This is a genomic window from Ancylobacter defluvii, from assembly GCF_018390605.1.
Lineage (GTDB): Bacteria > Pseudomonadota > Alphaproteobacteria > Rhizobiales > Xanthobacteraceae > Ancylobacter > Ancylobacter defluvii.
In genome coordinates this window covers 470,612-487,928 of sequence record NZ_JAHBGD010000005.1, presented here as the reverse complement: position 1 = coordinate 487,928, position 17,317 = coordinate 470,612, and the positions used below count along the sequence as shown (strand labels likewise).

Annotated in this window: 17 protein-coding genes and 1 tRNA gene; 13 read left to right on the top strand and 5 right to left on the bottom strand. The window is 68.8% G+C overall.

What is annotated here, in order from left to right:
• The first annotated feature begins 314 nt into the window (after positions 1-314).
• The 3 genes from KHC24_RS04925 to KHC24_RS04915 all read left to right on the top strand — a co-directional run bounded on the left by KHC24_RS04925 (position 315) and on the right by KHC24_RS04915 (position 3,469).
• Positions 315-1,283, top strand: coding sequence for a Bug family tripartite tricarboxylate transporter substrate binding protein (locus KHC24_RS04925; RefSeq protein WP_213359888.1), 969 nt, complete (start codon positions 315-317; stop codon positions 1,281-1,283).
• 176 nt (positions 1,284-1,459) lie between these two features.
• Positions 1,460-1,945 carry a tripartite tricarboxylate transporter TctB family protein gene (locus tag KHC24_RS04920; protein ID WP_213359885.1) on the top strand — a complete coding sequence of 162 codons (486 nt, stop codon included), beginning with the start codon at positions 1,460-1,462 and terminating at the stop codon, positions 1,943-1,945.
• Positions 1,946-1,957: 12 nt separating this feature from the next.
• Positions 1,958-3,469, top strand: coding sequence for a tripartite tricarboxylate transporter permease (locus KHC24_RS04915; protein WP_213359883.1), 1,512 nt, complete (start codon positions 1,958-1,960; stop codon positions 3,467-3,469).
• A gap of 73 nt (positions 3,470-3,542) precedes the next feature.
• Here KHC24_RS04915 and KHC24_RS04910 read toward each other — a convergent pair whose 3' ends face one another.
• Together KHC24_RS04910 and KHC24_RS04905 are read right to left on the bottom strand one after the other, a co-directional pair.
• Entirely contained in the window at positions 3,543-4,265 is a 723-nt protein-coding gene (locus KHC24_RS04910) for an SOS response-associated peptidase (protein ID WP_213359881.1), read from the bottom strand.
• A gap of 132 nt (positions 4,266-4,397) precedes the next feature.
• Positions 4,398-5,018: a LexA family transcriptional regulator gene (locus KHC24_RS04905; protein ID WP_213359879.1), complete on the bottom strand. Its 621-nt coding sequence runs from the start codon at positions 5,016-5,018 to the stop codon at positions 4,398-4,400.
• 106 nt (positions 5,019-5,124) lie between these two features.
• Between KHC24_RS04905 and KHC24_RS04900 the strand changes: the two genes are divergently transcribed.
• From KHC24_RS04900 to KHC24_RS04880, 5 genes are all read left to right on the top strand, one after another.
• Complete coding sequence (locus KHC24_RS04900; protein ID WP_213359876.1) at positions 5,125-5,589, top strand: hypothetical protein; 465 nt, start codon at positions 5,125-5,127, stop codon at positions 5,587-5,589.
• A gap of 292 nt (positions 5,590-5,881) precedes the next feature.
• On the top strand, positions 5,882-6,532 hold the full coding sequence (locus KHC24_RS04895) for a hypothetical protein (RefSeq protein WP_213359873.1): 651 nt from the start codon (positions 5,882-5,884) through the stop codon (positions 6,530-6,532).
• Positions 6,533-7,215: 683 nt separating this feature from the next.
• Positions 7,216-9,861, top strand: coding sequence for a right-handed parallel beta-helix repeat-containing protein (locus KHC24_RS04890; RefSeq protein ID WP_213359867.1), 2,646 nt, complete (start codon positions 7,216-7,218; stop codon positions 9,859-9,861).
• A gap of 267 nt (positions 9,862-10,128) precedes the next feature.
• A complete protein-coding gene (locus KHC24_RS04885) occupies positions 10,129-10,824 on the top strand; it encodes a lysozyme (RefSeq protein ID WP_213359863.1) in 696 nt (231 codons plus the stop codon).
• A gap of 18 nt (positions 10,825-10,842) precedes the next feature.
• Positions 10,843-11,217 carry a hypothetical protein gene (locus KHC24_RS04880; RefSeq protein WP_213359860.1) on the top strand — a complete coding sequence of 125 codons (375 nt, stop codon included), beginning with the start codon at positions 10,843-10,845 and terminating at the stop codon, positions 11,215-11,217.
• A 454-nt stretch (positions 11,218-11,671) separates the two neighbouring features.
• On the opposite strand, the gene KHC24_RS04875 is transcribed toward KHC24_RS04880, so the two are convergent.
• Positions 11,672-11,746, bottom strand: a tRNA-Val gene (locus KHC24_RS04875).
• Positions 11,747-11,873: 127 nt separating this feature from the next.
• Positions 11,874-12,560: an HAD-IA family hydrolase gene (locus KHC24_RS04870; protein ID WP_213359857.1), complete on the bottom strand. Its 687-nt coding sequence runs from the start codon at positions 12,558-12,560 to the stop codon at positions 11,874-11,876.
• Between the two features lie 140 nt (positions 12,561-12,700).
• Between KHC24_RS04870 and KHC24_RS04865 the strand changes: the two genes are divergently transcribed.
• From KHC24_RS04865 to KHC24_RS04850, 4 genes are all read left to right on the top strand, one after another.
• Positions 12,701-13,228, top strand: a complete 528-nt coding sequence (locus tag KHC24_RS04865; RefSeq protein ID WP_246546142.1) for a hypothetical protein — start codon at positions 12,701-12,703, stop codon at positions 13,226-13,228.
• 90 nt (positions 13,229-13,318) lie between these two features.
• Positions 13,319-14,008, top strand: coding sequence for a ribose-5-phosphate isomerase RpiA (rpiA, locus tag KHC24_RS04860; protein ID WP_213361163.1), 690 nt, complete (start codon positions 13,319-13,321; stop codon positions 14,006-14,008).
• A gap of 17 nt (positions 14,009-14,025) precedes the next feature.
• Complete coding sequence (locus KHC24_RS04855) at positions 14,026-14,634, top strand: DUF2059 domain-containing protein (protein ID WP_246546141.1); 609 nt, start codon at positions 14,026-14,028, stop codon at positions 14,632-14,634.
• 210 nt (positions 14,635-14,844) lie between these two features.
• Entirely contained in the window at positions 14,845-15,453 is a 609-nt protein-coding gene (locus KHC24_RS04850) for a L,D-transpeptidase (RefSeq protein WP_213359853.1), read from the top strand.
• Between the two features lie 75 nt (positions 15,454-15,528).
• Here KHC24_RS04850 and KHC24_RS04845 read toward each other — a convergent pair whose 3' ends face one another.
• Positions 15,529-15,939, bottom strand: a complete 411-nt coding sequence (locus KHC24_RS04845) for a gamma-butyrobetaine hydroxylase family protein (protein ID WP_271180652.1) — start codon at positions 15,937-15,939, stop codon at positions 15,529-15,531.
• Between the two features lie 241 nt (positions 15,940-16,180).
• On the opposite strand from KHC24_RS04845, the gene moaA reads away from it, so the two are divergent.
• Positions 16,181-17,206, top strand: a complete 1,026-nt coding sequence (gene moaA, locus KHC24_RS04840; RefSeq protein WP_213361154.1) for a GTP 3',8-cyclase MoaA — start codon at positions 16,181-16,183, stop codon at positions 17,204-17,206.
• Positions 17,207-17,317: the final 111 nt, after the last annotated feature.

Sequence of the window (17,317 nt, the reverse complement as noted above, 5' to 3'; positions counted from 1 at the left end):
GGCGCGTCGGATCGCGGCGGCCCGTGATGTTGCCGTGCAGGCCGACCACGCCGCGCCCCAGACCATCGCGCTTCACGGCAGCCCGGTGTCCGCGAGGACGTCCAGCATTTCGATATCCAGCCGCAGCGGATCGCCGAGGCAGCAGCGGCGCCGGGGTTGCCTGCCGCAACGCAGTTGCCGATTTTGCAATGCAACATCAAAAGCTTGTTCGTCCTTTCGTGGAACTCGACAGCTTTCAAGCCGCGCTCTAGCTTGCACGCGATACGCAACGGCGCCATCCCGTCCAACAAAGCCGTCGTCCACTGGAGGAAACCATGACCAAGATGCTCCGCGGGGCCGTCGTCGCCGCCGCGCTCGCCAGCTGTATCCCGTTCGTCAGCGCGCATGCCGAGGTGACGGAACTCAAGATCATGGCGCCGGCGGCGCCGGGCGGCGGCTGGGACCAGACCGCGCGCTCGATGCAGCACGTGCTGCAGACCGACAAGCTGGTCTCCAATGTGCAGGTGCTGAACGTGCCCGGCGCCGGCGGCACCATCGGCCTGGCGCAGTTCGTCAATGCCAGCAAGGCCGATCCCCATGCGCTGATCGTCGGCGGCTATGTGATGGTCGGCGCCATCATCACCAACAAGTCGCCGGTGACGCTGTCGCAGGTCACACCGATCGCCCGGCTCACCGGCGAATTCGAGGCGATCGCGGTGCCGGCGAATTCGCCGCTGAAGTCGATGGCCGATCTGGTCGCGGCGCTGAAGGCCGATCCGGCCAAGGTGTCGTGGGCGGGCGGCTCGGCGGGCGGCACCGACCACATCGCCGCCGGCCTGATCCTCAAGGCGATCGGCGGCGACCCGAAGAAGCTCAACTACATCGCCTTCTCCGGCGGCGGCGAATCGCTCGCCTCCATCCTCGGCGGCAAGGTGACGGTCGGCATCTCCAGCCTGTCCGAGTTCGATGCCCAGGCCAAGGCCGGCAAGCTGCGCATCCTCGGCGTGTCGGGTGCCCAGCGCCTGCCGGAGGCGCCGGATGTGCCGACCTTCAAGGAATCCGGCGTCGACGTCGAGATCCAGAACTGGCGCATGGTCGCCGCTGCCCCCGGCATCACGCCGGAGCAGAAAAAGGAGCTGTCCGGCCTCGTCGAGAAGATGGCGAAGTCCAAGGCCTGGACCGACATGCTGAAGCAGAAGGGCTGGGCCGACACCTATCTCGCCGGCGAGGCGTTCGACAAGCAGCTGGCCATCGACATCGCCAACACCACCACGGTGCTGAAGGAGATCGGCCTCGCGCAGTGAGGCCGGCGGCCCGCGCCGCGCTTCTCCTCAGATGTTCCCGCCCGGGCGCTCCAGCGTCCGGGCGTTTCCTTAAAGGGCGACGCCACCGTCCGTAACGTCAAGGGCTCCCGGCCGGCCGTGCCGGCCCCACGCCCGATCCGGCCGCGTTCCATCCGAGGCATCCTCAGAGGCACCCCATGTCCGACCCGAACCCGCTTACTACCGGCTCGAAGCCGGACAAGGCCCGCTTCGTCATCGCGCTGGCACTCGCCGTGCTCGCCGCCGTCATCGGCTGGGAGGCCTGGCGGCTGGCGCAGATCCCCTCCTATTCGTCGGTCGGGCCGGCCGCCTTCCCCACCCTGATCGCCATCGGCCTCGGCCTGCTCGCCATCGCCAATGCGGTCGAGGCGATGAAGGGCATGGACGAAGAGCGCCCGCGCGACGAGCCGAAGCCGATTTTCTGGGTGCTGGCCGGGCTGGTCGGGCAAATCGTGCTGCTGCCCTTCCTAGGCTTCTCCATCGCCACCGGTTGGTTGTTCGCCGCCACCGCCAAGGGCTTCGGCCGCGGCCCAATCTGGGCGCATTTCCTCGCCGGCACCGCGATCTGCTTCATCATCTATCTCGTCTTCGCCAAGGGCCTGCAGCTGTCGCTGCCCGCCGGCCCGCTCGAGCGGCTGATCTGAGGATCGCATCCCATGGATACATTCGCCGCTCTCAGCCAGGGGCTCATGGTTGCGCTGCAACCGATGAACCTCGTCTTCGCCTTCTTCGGCGTCATGCTCGGCACCGCGGTCGGGGTGCTGCCGGGCATCGGGCCGGCGCTCACCGTGGCGCTGTTGCTGCCGATCACCTTCAAGCTCGACCCGGCCGGCTCGCTGATCATGTTCGCCGGCATCTATTATGGCGGCATGTATGGCGGCTCCACCGCCTCGATCCTGCTCAACACGCCGGGCGAGAGCTCGTCCATCGTCACGGCGCTGGAGGGCAACAAGATGGCCCGCGCCGGGCGCGGCGGGCCGGCGCTCGCCACCGCCGCCATCGGCTCCTTCGTCGCCGGCACCATCGCCACCGTGGGGCTGGCGCTGATCGCCCCGACCATCGTCGACATCGCCATCTCCTTCGGTCCGGAGGACTATTTCGCGCTGATGATCCTCGCCTTCACCACGGTGTCGGCGGCGTTCGGCTCCTCGGTGACGCGCGGGCTCACCAGCCTGTTCATCGGCCTGTCGCTCGGCCTCGTCGGCATCGATCTGCAGAGCGGGCAGGCGCGCATCTCCTTCGGCGTGCCGGATCTGCTCGACGGCGTCGAGGTGACGACGCTGGCGGTGGCGCTGTTCGCCATCGGCGAGACGCTGTCGGTGGCGGCGGCGGGATCGCGGGCGGAAGAGGTGATCGAGCCGGTGAAGGGCTCGGTGTTCATGAACAAGGAGGACTGGAAGCGCTCCTGGTGGCCATGGATCCGCGGCACCTTCCTCGGCTTCCCGATCGGCGCCATGCCGGCCGGCGGCGCCGAGATTCCGACCTTCCTGTCCTATGCGCTGGAGAAGCGGCTCTGCAAGAAGCCGGACGAGTTCGGCAACGGCGCCATCGAGGGCGTCGCCGGGCCGGAGGCGGCCAATAACGCGGCGGCGGCCGGCGTGCTGGTGCCGCTGCTCACCCTCGGCCTGCCGACCTCGGCGACGGCGGCGATCATGCTGGCCGGCTTCCAGCAATATGGGCTGAACCCCGGCCCGCTGCTGTTCGCCACCAATCCGGACCTGGTCTGGGGCCTGATCGCCTCGCTGTTCATCGCCAACATCATGCTGCTGATCCTCAACCTGCCGCTGGTCGGCATGTGGGTGCGGCTGCTGGCGATCCCGCGGCCCTGGCTCTATGGCGGCATCCTGGTCTTCGCGACGCTGGGCACGCTGGGCGCCAACCCGTCGCTGGTCGAACTCGGCATGCTCGTGATCTTCGGCCTGCTCGGCTATGTGCTGCGCCGCTATGACTACCCGATCGCCCCGGTGGTGGTCGGCCTCATCCTCGGCCCGCTGGCCGAGCAGCAGCTGCGCCGAGCGCTGGCCATCAGCGTCGGCGACCCGATGGTGCTGTTCCAGACCCCGATCGCGCTGACGCTCTATGCGCTTGCCGCCCTCGCCTTGTTCGGGCCGCTGCTGTTCTACCTGATCACCGGCCGCAAGGCGCCGGTCGGCGGCGACGAGGACTGACGACACAATCCAACGAAAGCAAATGCCCGGCCGCCGCGCCGGGCATTTTTGTCTCGGCGCACCGGCCGGCCGTTCAGAACAGCGACATCTGCTGCGCCACCGGCCGCGGCGGCGGTTCGGTCTCCGGCGGGTCTTGCTCCGGCGGGTCTTGCTTCGCCGCGCCGCGCGCGACGATCAGCAGCCGGTCGTCCGCCAAGGGCCGTTGCAGCGCCCTCGCTTCCTCCCACGGCGCCCGCAGCCAGACGTCGCGCTCCTCGGCGGTGGCGAGGATCACCGGCATCGCCTTGGGATGGATCGGCGCCACCACCGCATTGGGGGCGCAGGTGAGGAAGCCGAACAGTTCGTGCGGCCCCGCCACCTGCTCGGCCCGAGTGCCGCGCATGCCGTGCCACGGCGTCCACAGCCCGGCGAAGAAGCCAAGCGGCCGCTGCTCGCCGAGGGCGAACCACACGATGTCGCGCCGCCGGGTCGCCGGATTCGGCTCCGGCGCATATTCCGAGAACGAGGTAAACGGCACCAGGCAGCGATGCGCCGGGGCAAGCCAGCCGCGCCAGTGCGGCGACGACAGGTTGCGGATATTGGTCACCGGCGGCCCGCCATAGTGCGGCGGCGGCGGCATGCCCCAGCGGGCGCGGACCAATTCGCGTGCCCCGCCCGCCGCCTGGCGGACCACCGGCGCCGGCTGGTCCGGGAAGATCGCCGGCTGCGGCGGCATGTTGCCGGCGCGCTCATCCAGCGTGCCGACGAGGTCGGCAATCGCCTGGGCGTTGGTCTTCAGGCTGTAGAGATTGCACATGGCCCCAGACTAGCGCAGCGCCGGCGCCGATCAATCCGACCGGCCACCGCACCGGCCCCGGCGATCCGACCGGAGCCACCGGCCCAGCGGCAATTCATTTTGTACAAATCAACCAACTCGACACTAATCGTATCAGCGTGCCTTCCGCCAGGCATAGGACGGGATATGGAAGGTGTAGCGCGCCGCCCATTCCACCGGCACATCCTCGATATCCGGGGCATTGGCGCTCGTCAGCGTGAACAGGCCGGGGTCGGCGCCCTTGCGCAGGCGCTTCAGGAAGGTCCGGCCGTCGAGCAGGCGAACGATGCACATGCGGCCGACGAGGAAGGTCGGGTCCTCGCTGCGCTCATGGTAGCCGATCAGGTCGCCATCCTCGAAAATCGGGTATTGGCTGTCGCCGCGCACCACCAGCGCGATGCTGCCATAGGGCACCGGGAAATCGAGCTCGACCTCCTCCAAACCATCGCCCTTGCTGTGATCGTCGATGGTGAACACCTCGGCGCCGGCGCCGACATAGCCGAGCACCAGTACGGTGTTGCGCTTGTCCGGCGCCCCCTCGCCCGACCATAGCCACACCGGCGAGACGTGCAACGCGCGGGCATATTTGTCGACCGCCTCGCGCTTCAGCCCGCGCAGGCCGTTCTCATGCGCGCGATAGGTGACCTCGTTCCAGCCGAAGGCCCGCGCCGCCTCCGCCGCGCTCTTGTAGCCCGCCGCCTCGCGCGCCAGGCGCAGCCTCTCCGCCATGTCCATCACCGGCCTCCCGACTCTCGATGCAAATCGTATCACATAGGTTGATACAAATCGCATCACCTGTTACGATACGTTTTGCATTGTTCCCAGCGAAATGGCAAGCGACATGGCGCGTTTCACCCCCTTCATCGACACATGGCTGGCCGGACACGACTTCTGGCTCGACTCCGAGGCGCAACTCCTCGAGGCGCCGCTCCCCGAGGATGCCGACTGGGCGCAGCCCCCGGAGGACAGCGATTCCGTCCGCCGGCGCTGCGAGCCCGGCCATCGCAAGCCCCGGCCGGCGCGAGCCGCTGCGCCCGCACCGCACACGACGGCACCGCTGGTGCCGGTCAGGCCGGGCGAGACCGGCAGCCCGCCAGCCCATACGCCGGTATCCCTGCTCGCCCGCACCGATTTCCAGTGCGCCTGGATCGAGGGCGAGGCGGAGGATGGCTTTGCCCTGTGCTGCGGCGCCCCGGTGATGCGCCACGGGCTGTCCTGGTGCGAGCCGCATGCCCGCCGGGTGATCCGGCCCGCCGCATGGGACGCCTATGCCCGCACCGGATCGCCGGCGGATAGCGACATCTGACGCCCCTTGCCGTCCTGCGCCGGAGGCGCGCCGCGCCGCCATGCCGGCGTCGGACCGGAACCCAGCGCTGTGCGGGATTGATCCGCGCCGCCGACAGGCAGCCGGCCGCCCGCGACGTCGCGCTTTGCATGCCGGGCCACCCCCACCTGCGCCCCCGCAACTCGCCCGCCACGTCCACGCGCAACGCGCAACGCGCAGGACCGTGCCCGGCAACAGCCCGCAACACCGAAGTCCTTGATCACGCTCCCGCATCGCCGCTCCGGCGCGCCGGGACATTATCGGAGAACGCCCGATGGCACGCCGCAAGCAGAGCAATCGCCCGCGCACGGCCTCCGGCCGGCTGTCGCGCTCCAAGGCCGCCCAGAACGCCGCCGAGCAGGAAGCCATGGCGGTGGCGATCGCCCAGCCGCACCGCGCCTGCCTGCCCAAGGGCCTGCGCCGCAGCCAACTCGCCGAGAGCGAGCTCGGCCGCCTACGGCTTTCCCATGCCATTACCCCGTCCGAATTCGCCGCCGGGCAGAACTATCGACAGTTGGTCGCCGCCTATCGCCGGGCGATCTCCGCCCCACGCGGGGTGGAATCGGCCCTTGGCCGGCTCGGCAGCGACAGCTTCGCGGATTGCCGGGTCGCCACGGAGAGCGAGGAAGCCCGCCGGAGCCGTCTGGACCGCCAATATGCCGCGACAAGAGCGGCGCTGCACGCGCTGCCGGACGGGCAACGGATCGCCTCGGTCCTTGGCCGTGTCGTGGTTCACGACGTCGAGGCCGGCGCCGAGATCGCGGCGCTGCGGGCCGGCCTGTCGGCGCTGGCGACGCTGTGGAAGCTGGCGGGGCCGGAAAACGTCGCGAGCCGGGCGGGAACGCGCCCTGCCCAGCTGCGCGGCTGGCGGGCGGCCACCGACGCGGATTCAGATAGCCGGCTTTTCGACGACGATGGCAGTTGACATCACAGGCCCGCCGACATATCCTAAGGATGAAATGAGAGAGTGAGAATTCCTGTCCCGGCGCGCTTTTGGCTTGCCGGGTTTTTTGTTTTGGGACCCTCGCTTGACACGGCGGTGATGCCTCGGAAACCGCGCCGCCTCCGGCGACATCGCGCTTTGTCAGGGGCAATCGTGAACAGGGGCGACCGCGGGAGAGCCCATCCGCTTCCTGCCCATTCATCTTCGACACCCCGCCCGGCTCACCCCTCAGCAACCGGCGCGCAGATCCGCTCCTCGACCGGATGTCCTCGGCGGGCATGATCGACCACACCAGCCTTGTGGCGCATCGCAGGCTGTCCACGACCCGATGCCCGCGCAGCAACACCGCCGCCACCTTGCGACGCAATCCGTAAGGCGTACCCCATGATATTTGCCGGCGAATAAATCCGGTAACCCGCAACCGAAAGCATTCCCTCCGAGCGGGCACGCCGCCCGATCGGGTGGACGCTGCCCGTCGCTCGCGACCGGAGCGGCGTCCCGCCTGGTCAAGCACCCGAGGCCCCGCCTCCCTGCCGGCCGAACGCCCCCATCCCATCCCTGAAGGCGGTTCAGCCGCGATGCCGACCGGCCCGCCGCCAGTTTCCTCCCCAACCGATCAACGCAACAGGCCGCCGCAGGGCGGCCTTTTTGTTTGGAGACCTGAAATGGACGTCTCTTTCCCCACGCTTGCCGATGCCCGCGCCGCCGCGCCCACCAGCCCGCTGCCCAACCGGGTGCGCATCGGCGGACGCTTCGCATTCGGCGATGGCGGCGAAACGCTGTTCGAGCTTCAGGGCACGTCGATGCCGATCGACGGCCCCGAAATCCTCGTCAATGGCTATTTCACCACCGATCCCTCGGTCGACTGGTATCTCTCCGTCTGGACCTGGCAGGCCACCCCGCCCAGCGTCACGCCCGATCACCTCGGCCCGAATTCCGGTGTGAAGACGCTGTCCTCCAAGGCGCTGGTGCTCGACGCCTTCACACCCTATCGCCTGCGCTTCGACACTTCCGGGCGCACCAGCGGCGGCTGGACCGCCTATGTGGTGAGCAATGGCAACATCGCCGGCTCGCCGCATGGCGGCGAAGCCCGCATCATCGGTGGCAGCGGCAGCGGCGACGGCAACATCGTCTTCACCGCCCAGCCGGGCGAAAACCAGATCCGCATCGTCGGCTCCTCCAATTTCGACGGCCGTCTCGACGATGTCTCGCTCAAGGAGTTCCTGGAGCAGGGTCAGCAGCCGATCATGGGCGCGACCTATCTTCCCGTCCCGCTGGACGGCGTGCTGCGCCCCGACATGTTCCGCGGCCGTTACGACACCGGCGGCACCGAGGCGAACGACGACAACGCCATGGCGCGGCTGGTGGCGCGCATCAACGCGCTGATGGATCCCGTCACCCCGCTGGTCACCAAGCTGCGGGTGGAGATGCCCGGCCGCTACACCTGCGTGCTGCCCGGCCACAGGATCAGCGTGCTGCAAAATGCCGATCTCACCATCGACGGACTGGGGATCGGTGTCGTCGACCTCTCCGGCTCCAGCTACGAGACCACGCTTCCATGGCTGGTGGTGAGCGGGCCCGGCTATGACGGCGTCACCAAGACCACCCTCAAGGCCGACGCCCCCCAGAACGGCTCGTCGCTCAGCGTCGTCAACAATGACGGCTTCAGCGTCGGCGACTGGGTCGCGGTGACCTCGACCTGGGACTATTTCAACGGCATCACCGGCGCGTCGGGTTTCGGCGTGCAGTACAAGGGCGAGCTGGTGCAGATCCGCAACCCCAACAGCTCGGCCGACGTGATGGCGACCGGCACGCCGCTGTCGCATGGCTATCCGATTTCCGGCGGCACGGTGAATATCCGCAAGATCGCCATGGCCGGGCACTTCGTGCTCGCCGGCCTGCGCGGCGTCGGTCCGGGGCATGGCGAGCTCGACGCCAGCCAGGGCACCAGCTTCTTCGCCATTCGCTTCTTTGCCCATGTCCGGGATGAGCATACCGGCGTCGAGAATTTCCCCGGCGCCTCGATCGGCTATACGCTCTGCGCCTCGCTCTCCCTCGACACGCCGAAGACCGTCGGCCGCAAGCTCAGCGACCCGACCAACACCAACCCGACGAGCAAGTGGTTCTACGGCCGCAGCATCGGCGGCTGCAGCCGCGCCTCGATCGTCTCGCCGATCGGCGAATATTGCCGGCGGGCGATCGATCTCGGCGCTTCATCGGTGGCCGGCTGGGCGAATGATGCCTCCTCGCTCAGCGAGGGCGTCATCTCCCAGAACGTGGTGATCACCGGCGGCTATTCGATCGACTGCAGCACCCAGCCCGGCGGGCACCAGTCCTACAATGTCGAGCTGATCGGCCATATCGGCCGGGCGATCTCCGGTGGCCAGATCCGCGGCAAGAATGTCCGCTGGGTGGCGGTCGATCTCGACAGCGGCGTCGGCACCGGCATCGCCGACTATGACGATCCCTCGGTCTATAGCGAGGATCCTTCGGCCGGCACCGTCGAGCTGGTCAATTGCAGCTTCCGCGCGAAGAGCGATACGGCCCCCGGCCTCATCGCCCACCAGTCCTTCGACAAGCTGATCGTGCGCGGCTGCACCATCGTCGGCGGCCAGCCGGTGACGTTCTTCGGCCGGCACCAGAGCAATGTCGAAATCTCCGGCTGCGACATCACCGGCCTGACCACCACCAATCCGATCATCGCGGGCAACATCCCGGCGAAGACCGACGGCTCCAATTGGGTGATCCGCGGCAACCGGCTCAAGAACGGCACCGTCGCCGTGCTGCACACCGGCGCGGCCGGCGAGCAGGTCAAGAACATCCGCGTGCTCGACAATGAGTTCGAGAACATCGGCACGGCCCATCTGAGCCTGAACGCCACCGCCACCGGCGGCTGGTCGACGGCCGGCGACCTCGAGCTGGTCGACAACCGCGAGCGCGGCACGGTGCCGACCGCCAAGACCGATGCCGGCACCCTCAAGCTGGTGGTGTTCGGCAATAATTTCGGCGACCAGTCCTTCCCGGTCACCGTGTCCGGCAGCAGCGTCGCGGTGTCCACCAGCCGGGCCGCCGTGGCGCGCGCCGCGGTCACCCTCGCCGCCAACGCCAACGTCACCACCGTCAGCGGCCTGCGCGACGGGCAGCTGCTGGTGCTTTCCAAGGACACCAGCGCGTTCACGCTGACGCTGACCGAGAACACCGGCAATCTGCGCATGACCGGCAACCTGACCCTCGACAGCGCCGAGGACCGGGCGACCTTCATCATGAGCGGAGGCCTGCTGTACCTGATCTCCTTCACCAGCAACGCCTGACCGACGCCCCTCTGCCCGCCCCGTCCGCCGCCCGCTGGGCGGCTTTGTTGTTTCTGCGGCCCCGACATGACCCATCGCGGCCGCAGGCACCGCCCAGGGGTCCCGGCGATGTGCCGGGATCGGCCGAAGGCGGACGGGGCCACCGCCCGCGCCAGCCGCTCTCCGCGCCGCCACCGGCGCGGAGAGCGCCGCGCATGAACTGGCGGATGACGCCTGACCTCCGGGCCATCTGCGGGCGGCCCTCCTTCCGACATATGGAGCACCGACATGAACCGCATCGACACCGATGTCGCGCTTGAGCTCGCCTCGCATGAGGGGCTGGTGCGCCAAGCCTACAGGGACAGCCAGGGCGTCTGGACATGGTCGATCGGCGTCACCAGCGTCTCCGGCCACGATGTCACCCGCTATATCGGCAGGCCGCAGCCGCTGGAGCACTGCCTGGCGGTCTATGCCTGGCTGCTGGAACGCCGATACGCCCCCGCCCTGCGCGACGCCTTTCGCGGCCGGGTGCTGACCCAGGCGCAGTTCGCGGCCGCGCTGTCCTTCCACTACAATACCGGCGCCATCGCGCGCGCCGCGTGGGTGCGCCTGTGGCGGGCCGGCGATACCGCCGGCGCCCGCCGGGCGTTCATGGAGTGGAACCGGCCGGCGGCGCTCCTCCCTCGCCGCCGACAGGAATGCGCGCTGTTCTTCGACGCCGCATGGTCGCATGACGGCGGCGTGACCGAGTTCACCCGCCTGACCGCCGGCGCCATGCCGGAGCCGTCGAGCGCCCGGCGCCTCGACATCCGCGCCGAGATGGCGGAGGCACTGCGCGCGGGGATGGGCGCACCCGTCACCCCGCCTTCGGCAACGCATGCTCGGCCCGATCCGCCGGCCGGCACCACCCTTGCCGCCACCCCGCCACGCCCGGCGACCATGCCGGCCGCAGCCTTGGCCGGCGGCCTGTTCCCGATCCGTTGATTCCGTAGGGAGTTCCTCATGATCACTCCGGAAGACACCCTTACCCATGCCGTGCGCGACGCCGTCCTCACCGTCATCCGCTCGCCGCACAATTCGGCGCCGCCCGATGCGGCGGAGGAGATCGCGACACAGGTATTGGCCGAACTGCGCCGGCAGCCGGTGATGCGGGACGCCGTCGCCCGGCTGGATCACGCCGGCAACGCCCGGCCCTGGTACCAGTCGCGCGTGACGCTCGGCGCTCTCGTCGCGCTGATCGGCGGCATCTACTCGCTGGGGCTCGACATCGCCGACGGCACCCCGCCGAGCGTCGATTCGCTGTCCTCCCAGCTCACCGCCATTCTCGGCGCCGCCGCCGTGCTCACCGGTGGTGGCCGGACGAAAAGGCGTCCTTGAACGTAAGGCGTCCTTGAACGTGATGAATGCCGCCGCCACTCCCGGCCCCCCAATCGGCCAGCCCCGCCAGCCATGGCGAGGCGGCAGCGCAGAGCCGGAACATGGCCGCCGGCCTGTTCCGCCGCCGTTCCCTTCTTGCTTGCCGAAATCGGGGCTCAAGCACCCGAAGCGACCGGCGCCGCCGGATAGGGGGCACAGGGTGCGAAGCCCTGGAGTAAAGCAGGCTGGAGAGACAGAAGCCGCCGCCGTCCTGTGGCGGGATCGTGCTGTTCCGGTCTGCCTGCAAGCCGATCAGCTCTTCCGATCGATCGCGTGCCGCAAACCCACGGCACAGAGGCGAACGTTTCAGCCCCCGCGCCGAACGACAGCGCTGCCCCGATCGCTTCGCGACCGCGCGTCATGCTTCGGCGTGCATGCGCCGCCGGCGGCTTCGAAACATAAAGGCGAGGCTCGATGGTGGGCGATACAGGGATTGAACCTGTGACCCCTCCCGTGTGAAGGGAGTGCTCTCCCGCTGAGCTAATCGCCCGCCGCCATCGAGGTGGCGGGATTTACTGGGTCCACCCGATGGGTGTCAAGCGGGCATGCGCGTCATCCACGCCTCATCTGCCCGCGACGGTGCGCCTCCCGGTGGCTCGGGGACGCCGGGCACCGCCTCAGACGCGGACGAGGAGCCGCGCCACCGTGGCCGGCAGCAGGTCGAAATGCTCGATCAGCACGTCGCCGCCAAGCTCGGCGGCCGGGGTCTCGGTATAGCCGAACGGCACCACGATCGAGGGCACGCGGGCATTCTTGGCGGTTGTGACGTCGGTGAGGCTGTCGCCGACCATCACCGCCCATCCCCGATCGCCGCCCGCCGCCTCGATGGTGCCGATGAGGTGCCCGGCATCCGGCTTGTGGACGCCGAACGTGTCGGAGCCGGCGATCACCGCGAAGCGGTCGGCCATCTCCAGCCGCTCCAGCAGCCGGCGCGACAGCCATTCCAGCTTGTTGGTGCACACCGCCAGCACATGCCCCTCCTCCGCCAGCCGGTCGAGCGCCGCGAGAAGGCCGGGAAACGGGCGCGATTCGTCGGCGATGTGGTCGGCATAGTGGTCGAGGAAGCGCAGATAGAGCTGCTCGACACGCTCCTCCGGCAGCACCAGCCCGGCGGCGTCGAGCCCGCGCAGCACCAGCGCCTTCGCCCCGGCGCCGATCATCTTGCGCGTCTCCTCATGCGGCAGCACCGGCGCGCCGGCCTCGCGCAGGATGACGTCGAGCGTGTTCAGCAGGTCCGGCGCGGTGTCGACGAGCGTGCCGTCGAGATCGAAGGCGATGACGGGCGGGCGGGCAGCGGTCGACATGGCAGCGTCCTGAATGTTGCGGAGAAGCGCGGGGCAGGATGCCATCTGCCTACAATCCCGCCGCTTTCCCTGTCCAGCTTGCACCCGGTGCGCGCCGCATGGCGGAGTGCTAATGAGGCGATGCATTCGGGAGAACACATATGACGTGCTTGCGCTTTTCCGTCCTGTCGCGCCGGGCCACCGACGTGCGGCATATCGCGCTCGCGGCCTTGCTCGGCCTGCCGCTGGCGGCGCTGACGGGCGGGCTCGCCCTGGCTCAGACCTCCGCCAATCCGCCGGCCGCCGCCGCGCCGGCCGGCACCTCCTCGACCCCGGCGCCGAGCCAGCCCGCCGCCGGCGGCGATGGCTATGTGTTCGGCTCTCCGCCCTCGGTGCAGGCCAACCGGCTGTATTCGATCAATGCCCGCACCGGCGAGGTTTCCGCCTGCCAGTTCGAGCGGCCGGAGGGCAGCGTCGTCGGCGTCACCCGCTGCTTCCCGCGCGATGCCAGCGCCGGCCCCGGCGAGCCCGGCACCTATGACATCATCGCCACCCGCTATTCCGGCGAAACCGGCGTGTTCCGCGTCAATGTGAAGACCGGCGACATGAGCGTCTGCTATGTGCGCGACATGCCCAAGGACGGCGGCGGAGTGGAAGCCTCGGTGGTGTGCACCGCCCCGGCACGCTAAACGCCCGGCGCGGGCTTGTCCGGGCTGCGTTTCGGGGGTAGGCAGCGTCTCCAGTCTTCCGGGAGCGTCCTCGTGTCCGATGTCGAAACCATGAAGCGTCAGGCTGCCGCGCTGGCGCTGGATTCCGTGCGCGGCGGCATGAAGCTCGGCCTCGGCACCGGCTCGACCGCCAAGCATTTCGTCGAGCTGCTCGCCGAGCGGGTGGCGGAGGGCCTCGAGGTGGTCGGCGTGCCGACCTCCGAGCAGACCCGCGCCCTCGCCGAGAAGCTGGGCGTTCCGCTCGGCACGCTGGACGAATATCCCGCCCTCGACATCACCGTCGACGGCGCCGACGAGATCGGCCCCGGCCTCGCGCTCGTCAAGGGCGGCGGCGGGGCGCTGCTGCGCGAGAAGATCGTCGCCAGCGCTTCGCGGGAGATGATCGTCATCGCCGACGCCTCCAAGAAGGTGGAGACGCTCGGCGCCTTCCCGCTACCGATCGAGGTGGTGGATTTCGGCCTTGCCGCCATCCGCCGCGGCATCGCCGCCGCCGCCAAGGCGGCCGGCTGCCACGGGGTGCTGACGCTGCGCCGCAAGGCCGATGGTCATGTTTTCGTCACCGATCAGGGCAATCTCATCCTCGATGCCGCCTTCGGCGCGATCCCGGATCCGGCGGCGCTGGCGGCATTGCTGTCGAACGTGCCGGGCGTCGTCGAGCACGGCCTCTTCATAAATCTGGCGAGCCGCGTCATCCTCGCGGGGCCCGCCGGCGCGACCACGATAAGCCGCGCCGAAGCATGAACGTCAGGGAGTTTCGAATGAACGTTCCGTTTTCCGGGCGTGAGGCGGCCGGCAGCAAGACAGGCCTTGCAGGGCGGACCGGCGCGTTCGCCGCGCCGCGCGCCATGATCGCCGCCGCGACGCTGGCGCTCGGCGTCCCGGCCCTCGGCGTGCTGACCGCCGCTCCGGCGCACACCCAGACCGCCGCCCCTGCCGCCGCAGCGCAGCCGAGCCCCGAGCGGATGAAGCTCGCCAACGAACTCTTGGTCGCCAATGGCGAGGCGTCGAGCTTCGATTCCATCATCCCGACCATCATCGAGCAGGCGGCCGGCAGCTTCGTGCAGGCCAATCCCGACCTGATCCGCGACCTGCGCGACGTGGCGAAGACGCTGGTACCGGAATTCGAGACCCGCAAGAGCGAGATCACCGCCATCCTCGCCCGCACCTATGCGGCGCAGTTCAGCGAGGCCGAGCTCGGCGAGTTGCTGGCCTTCTACCGCTCGCCCACCGGCCGCAAGCTGGTGGAGCAGCGCCAGGAGCTGCTGGACGAGGGGCTGAAGGGCATCCAGGCCTGGAGCGCCAAGTTCGCGCAGGAGGTCGAGGGCCGGGTCCGCGCCGAGATGAAGAAGCGCGGCTTCACCATCTGAAGCCTGCCGGGCGGATATTGGCCGGCCGGTCGCCAACCATCTCGAAGATATTGCCGTGGCGCCGTCCGGGTCGGCGCCACGTCACATGAACGTCAACCTCGTGTTTGCGATTTGCCCGGCATAATCCGGTCGATATTCCGGCAATGCGCGTCGCACACGCGGTGAAGCCGGGAGAACGGACGCTCGGCACCCGTTTGGGTGGAGCATTGCATGGGGCAGACGATGGGACTGAAGAAACTTGCCGTCGCGGCGATACTGGCCGGCTCGGCCCTGCTGGCGGCGGCGCCGGCCATGGCCTTGGACAATCCGTTCCTCCGCGCGTTCCCGCGGCCTTTCGATTTCGGTGTCGGTCCCAAGAGCGGCTATCGCGGCGCCTCGTCGATTCCCCGCCAGACCGTCGCCTATGCCGGCTCCTATGCGCCGGGCACCATCGTCATCAACACCGCCGAGCGCCGGCTCTATCTGGTGCAACCGAACGGCACGGCGCTGAAATATGGCATCGGCGTCGGCCGTGACGGCTTCCGCTGGTCGGGCAACAAGACCATCACCCGCAAGGCCGAATGGCCGGGGTGGACGCCGCCGCCGCAGATGCGCAAGCGCGTTCCCGGCCTGCCGAGCTACATGCCGGGCGGCATCGACAACCCGCTCGGCGCCCGTGCCATGTATCTCGGCTCCAGCCTGTACCGCATCCATGGCTCCAACGAGCCGGAGACCATCGGCCATGCGGTGTCGTCGGGCTGCTTCCGCATGACCAATGACGACGTGACCGATCTCTATGAGCGGGTCAATGTCGGCACCCGGGTCGTGGTGCAGAACTGATCGCGGCGGGAGCCGCCACCTGCAAGAGCAGCTCCCTAAAGGACTGCTCTACCGGCGGCGTTGGCGGCGCCCGCCTCAATGCCGGCGTAGCGAACCCGGCGCGTCGCGCGACAGATTCTTCGCCGCCAGCTGCTGTAGATAGCTCTTCCAGCGCTCCGCCTGCTCGCGGCCGAGCGTGTGCAGCGTCTCCCAGCTGTAGATGCCGGTCGAATGGCCGTCGTCGAACAGGATGCGCACGGCATAGTGACCGACGGGGAGCACTTCCTGGATGCGCACCTCGCGCTTGCCGTCGACCAGCCTGCGGTCGGCCGGCGAATGGCCCTGCACCTCGGCCGAGGGGCTCTCGACGCGCAGATATTCCGCCGGCAACGCGAAGCTGGCGCCGTCCTCGAAGCTCACGGTCAGGGTGCCGTGATCCTTATGGACCCTCAGCTCGGTGGGCCAGGGGACGTTTATCGGGGGGTTCGGCGCGGTGGCATCGGTCACGGGCATGTCCTCTTCGCGGTAGCTCTCACATAAGCGAAGCCGTGGGCGCCGCCAACCCCGGCCGCCGCCGGCGTCGAAACCGTGCGACGCAGCAAAATCGAGTGATATCAGCGATCAAGCGATAGAGCCGAACGTCTTGGCATGGCAGGATGCAGACCCTAGATAGGGTGGCGAGCCGTTCCGCTGGAATGGTCTCGGCAGCATGGGAGTAGACGCCTTGGCCCTAGAGAGCGAAAAGCGCATCGACCTCGCCTTGCGGGAGCCCACGCGGGCACCGCTGGTCGACACGTTCGGCCGCGCCGTCTCCTATCTGCGCGTCTCGGTCACGGACCGCTGCGATTTTCGCTGCGTCTACTGCATGGCCGAGCATATGACCTTCCTGCCCAAGCCGGAGCTGCTGACGCTGGAAGAGCTCGACAGGCTGTGCTCCGCCTTCGTGGTGCGCGGGGTGAAGAAGCTGCGTCTCACCGGCGGCGAGCCTTTGGTGCGCCGGGACGTGATGACGCTGTTCCGCTCGCTCTCCCGACATCTCGACTCCGGCGCGCTGGAGGAACTCACCCTCACCACCAATGGCTCGCAGCTCGCCCGCTTCGCTTCCGAGCTCGCCGAGTGCGGCGTCAAGCGCATCAACGTCTCGCTCGACACGCTCGATCCGGCGAAGTTCCGCGCCCTGACCCGCTGGGGCGACCTCGGCAAGGTGCTGGCCGGCATCGATGCGGCGCAGGCCGCCGGCATCAAGGTGAAGCTCAACGCCGTCGCCCTGCGCGGCGACAATGAGGACGAGATTCCCGGCCTGATCGAATGGGCGCATGGCCGCGGCATGGACGTCTCGCTGATCGAGGTGATGCCGCTGGGCGAGACCGGCGCCGAGCGCCTCGACCAGTATCTGCCGCTCTCCACCGTGCGGGCGCGGCTGGAGCAGCGCTGGTCGCTGTCCGACATCGACTATCGCACCGGCGGCCCGGCCCGCTATGTCTCCATCGCCGAGACCGGCGGCCGCCTCGGCTTCATCACGCCGCTGACGCATAATTTCTGCGAGGGCTGCAACCGGGTGCGCGTCACCTGCACCGGCACACTGTATATGTGCCTCGGCCAGGAGGACGCCGCCGATCTGCGCGCGCCGCTGCGGGCCTCGGAAAGCGACGAGGCGTTGCACGCGGTGCTCGACGACGCCATCTTCCGCAAGCCCAAGGGACACGATTTCGTCATCGACCGTCCCGGCCGCCCGCCGGCGCTGCGTCGTCACATGAGCGTGACCGGCGGCTGATTCACCCTCGATTAACCGCCCGCGCGCATGCCGCATGGCAGCCGCGCGTGAGCGTACCTTGCTGCGTTGCAACAGCATGTGCATTTCTGGGAGCGATCCGGGCTGTTAGTA

Excerpts from the sequence above, each read along its gene's own strand:
- KHC24_RS04925 (WP_213359888.1), top strand. The coding sequence starts at position 315 with ATGACCAAGATGCTCCGCGGGGCCGTCGTCGCCGCCGCGCTCGCCAGC.
- KHC24_RS04920 (WP_213359885.1), top strand. The coding sequence starts at position 1,460 with ATGTCCGACCCGAACCCGCTTACTACCGGCTCGAAGCCGGACAAGGCC.
- KHC24_RS04915 (WP_213359883.1), top strand. The coding sequence starts at position 1,958 with ATGGATACATTCGCCGCTCTCAGCCAGGGGCTCATGGTTGCGCTGCAA.
- KHC24_RS04910 (WP_213359881.1), bottom strand. The coding sequence starts at position 4,265 with ATGTGCAATCTCTACAGCCTGAAGACCAACGCCCAGGCGATTGCCGAC.
- KHC24_RS04905 (WP_213359879.1), bottom strand. The coding sequence starts at position 5,018 with ATGGACATGGCGGAGAGGCTGCGCCTGGCGCGCGAGGCGGCGGGCTAC.
- KHC24_RS04900 (WP_213359876.1), top strand. The coding sequence starts at position 5,125 with ATGGCGCGTTTCACCCCCTTCATCGACACATGGCTGGCCGGACACGAC.
- KHC24_RS04895 (WP_213359873.1), top strand. The coding sequence starts at position 5,882 with ATGGCACGCCGCAAGCAGAGCAATCGCCCGCGCACGGCCTCCGGCCGG.
- KHC24_RS04890 (WP_213359867.1), top strand. The coding sequence starts at position 7,216 with ATGGACGTCTCTTTCCCCACGCTTGCCGATGCCCGCGCCGCCGCGCCC.
- KHC24_RS04885 (WP_213359863.1), top strand. The coding sequence starts at position 10,129 with ATGAACCGCATCGACACCGATGTCGCGCTTGAGCTCGCCTCGCATGAG.
- KHC24_RS04880 (WP_213359860.1), top strand. The coding sequence starts at position 10,843 with ATGATCACTCCGGAAGACACCCTTACCCATGCCGTGCGCGACGCCGTC.
- KHC24_RS04870 (WP_213359857.1), bottom strand. The coding sequence starts at position 12,560 with ATGTCGACCGCTGCCCGCCCGCCCGTCATCGCCTTCGATCTCGACGGC.
- KHC24_RS04865 (WP_246546142.1), top strand. The coding sequence starts at position 12,701 with ATGACGTGCTTGCGCTTTTCCGTCCTGTCGCGCCGGGCCACCGACGTG.
- rpiA (WP_213361163.1), top strand. The coding sequence starts at position 13,319 with ATGAAGCGTCAGGCTGCCGCGCTGGCGCTGGATTCCGTGCGCGGCGGC.
- KHC24_RS04855 (WP_246546141.1), top strand. The coding sequence starts at position 14,026 with ATGAACGTTCCGTTTTCCGGGCGTGAGGCGGCCGGCAGCAAGACAGGC.
- KHC24_RS04850 (WP_213359853.1), top strand. The coding sequence starts at position 14,845 with ATGGGGCAGACGATGGGACTGAAGAAACTTGCCGTCGCGGCGATACTG.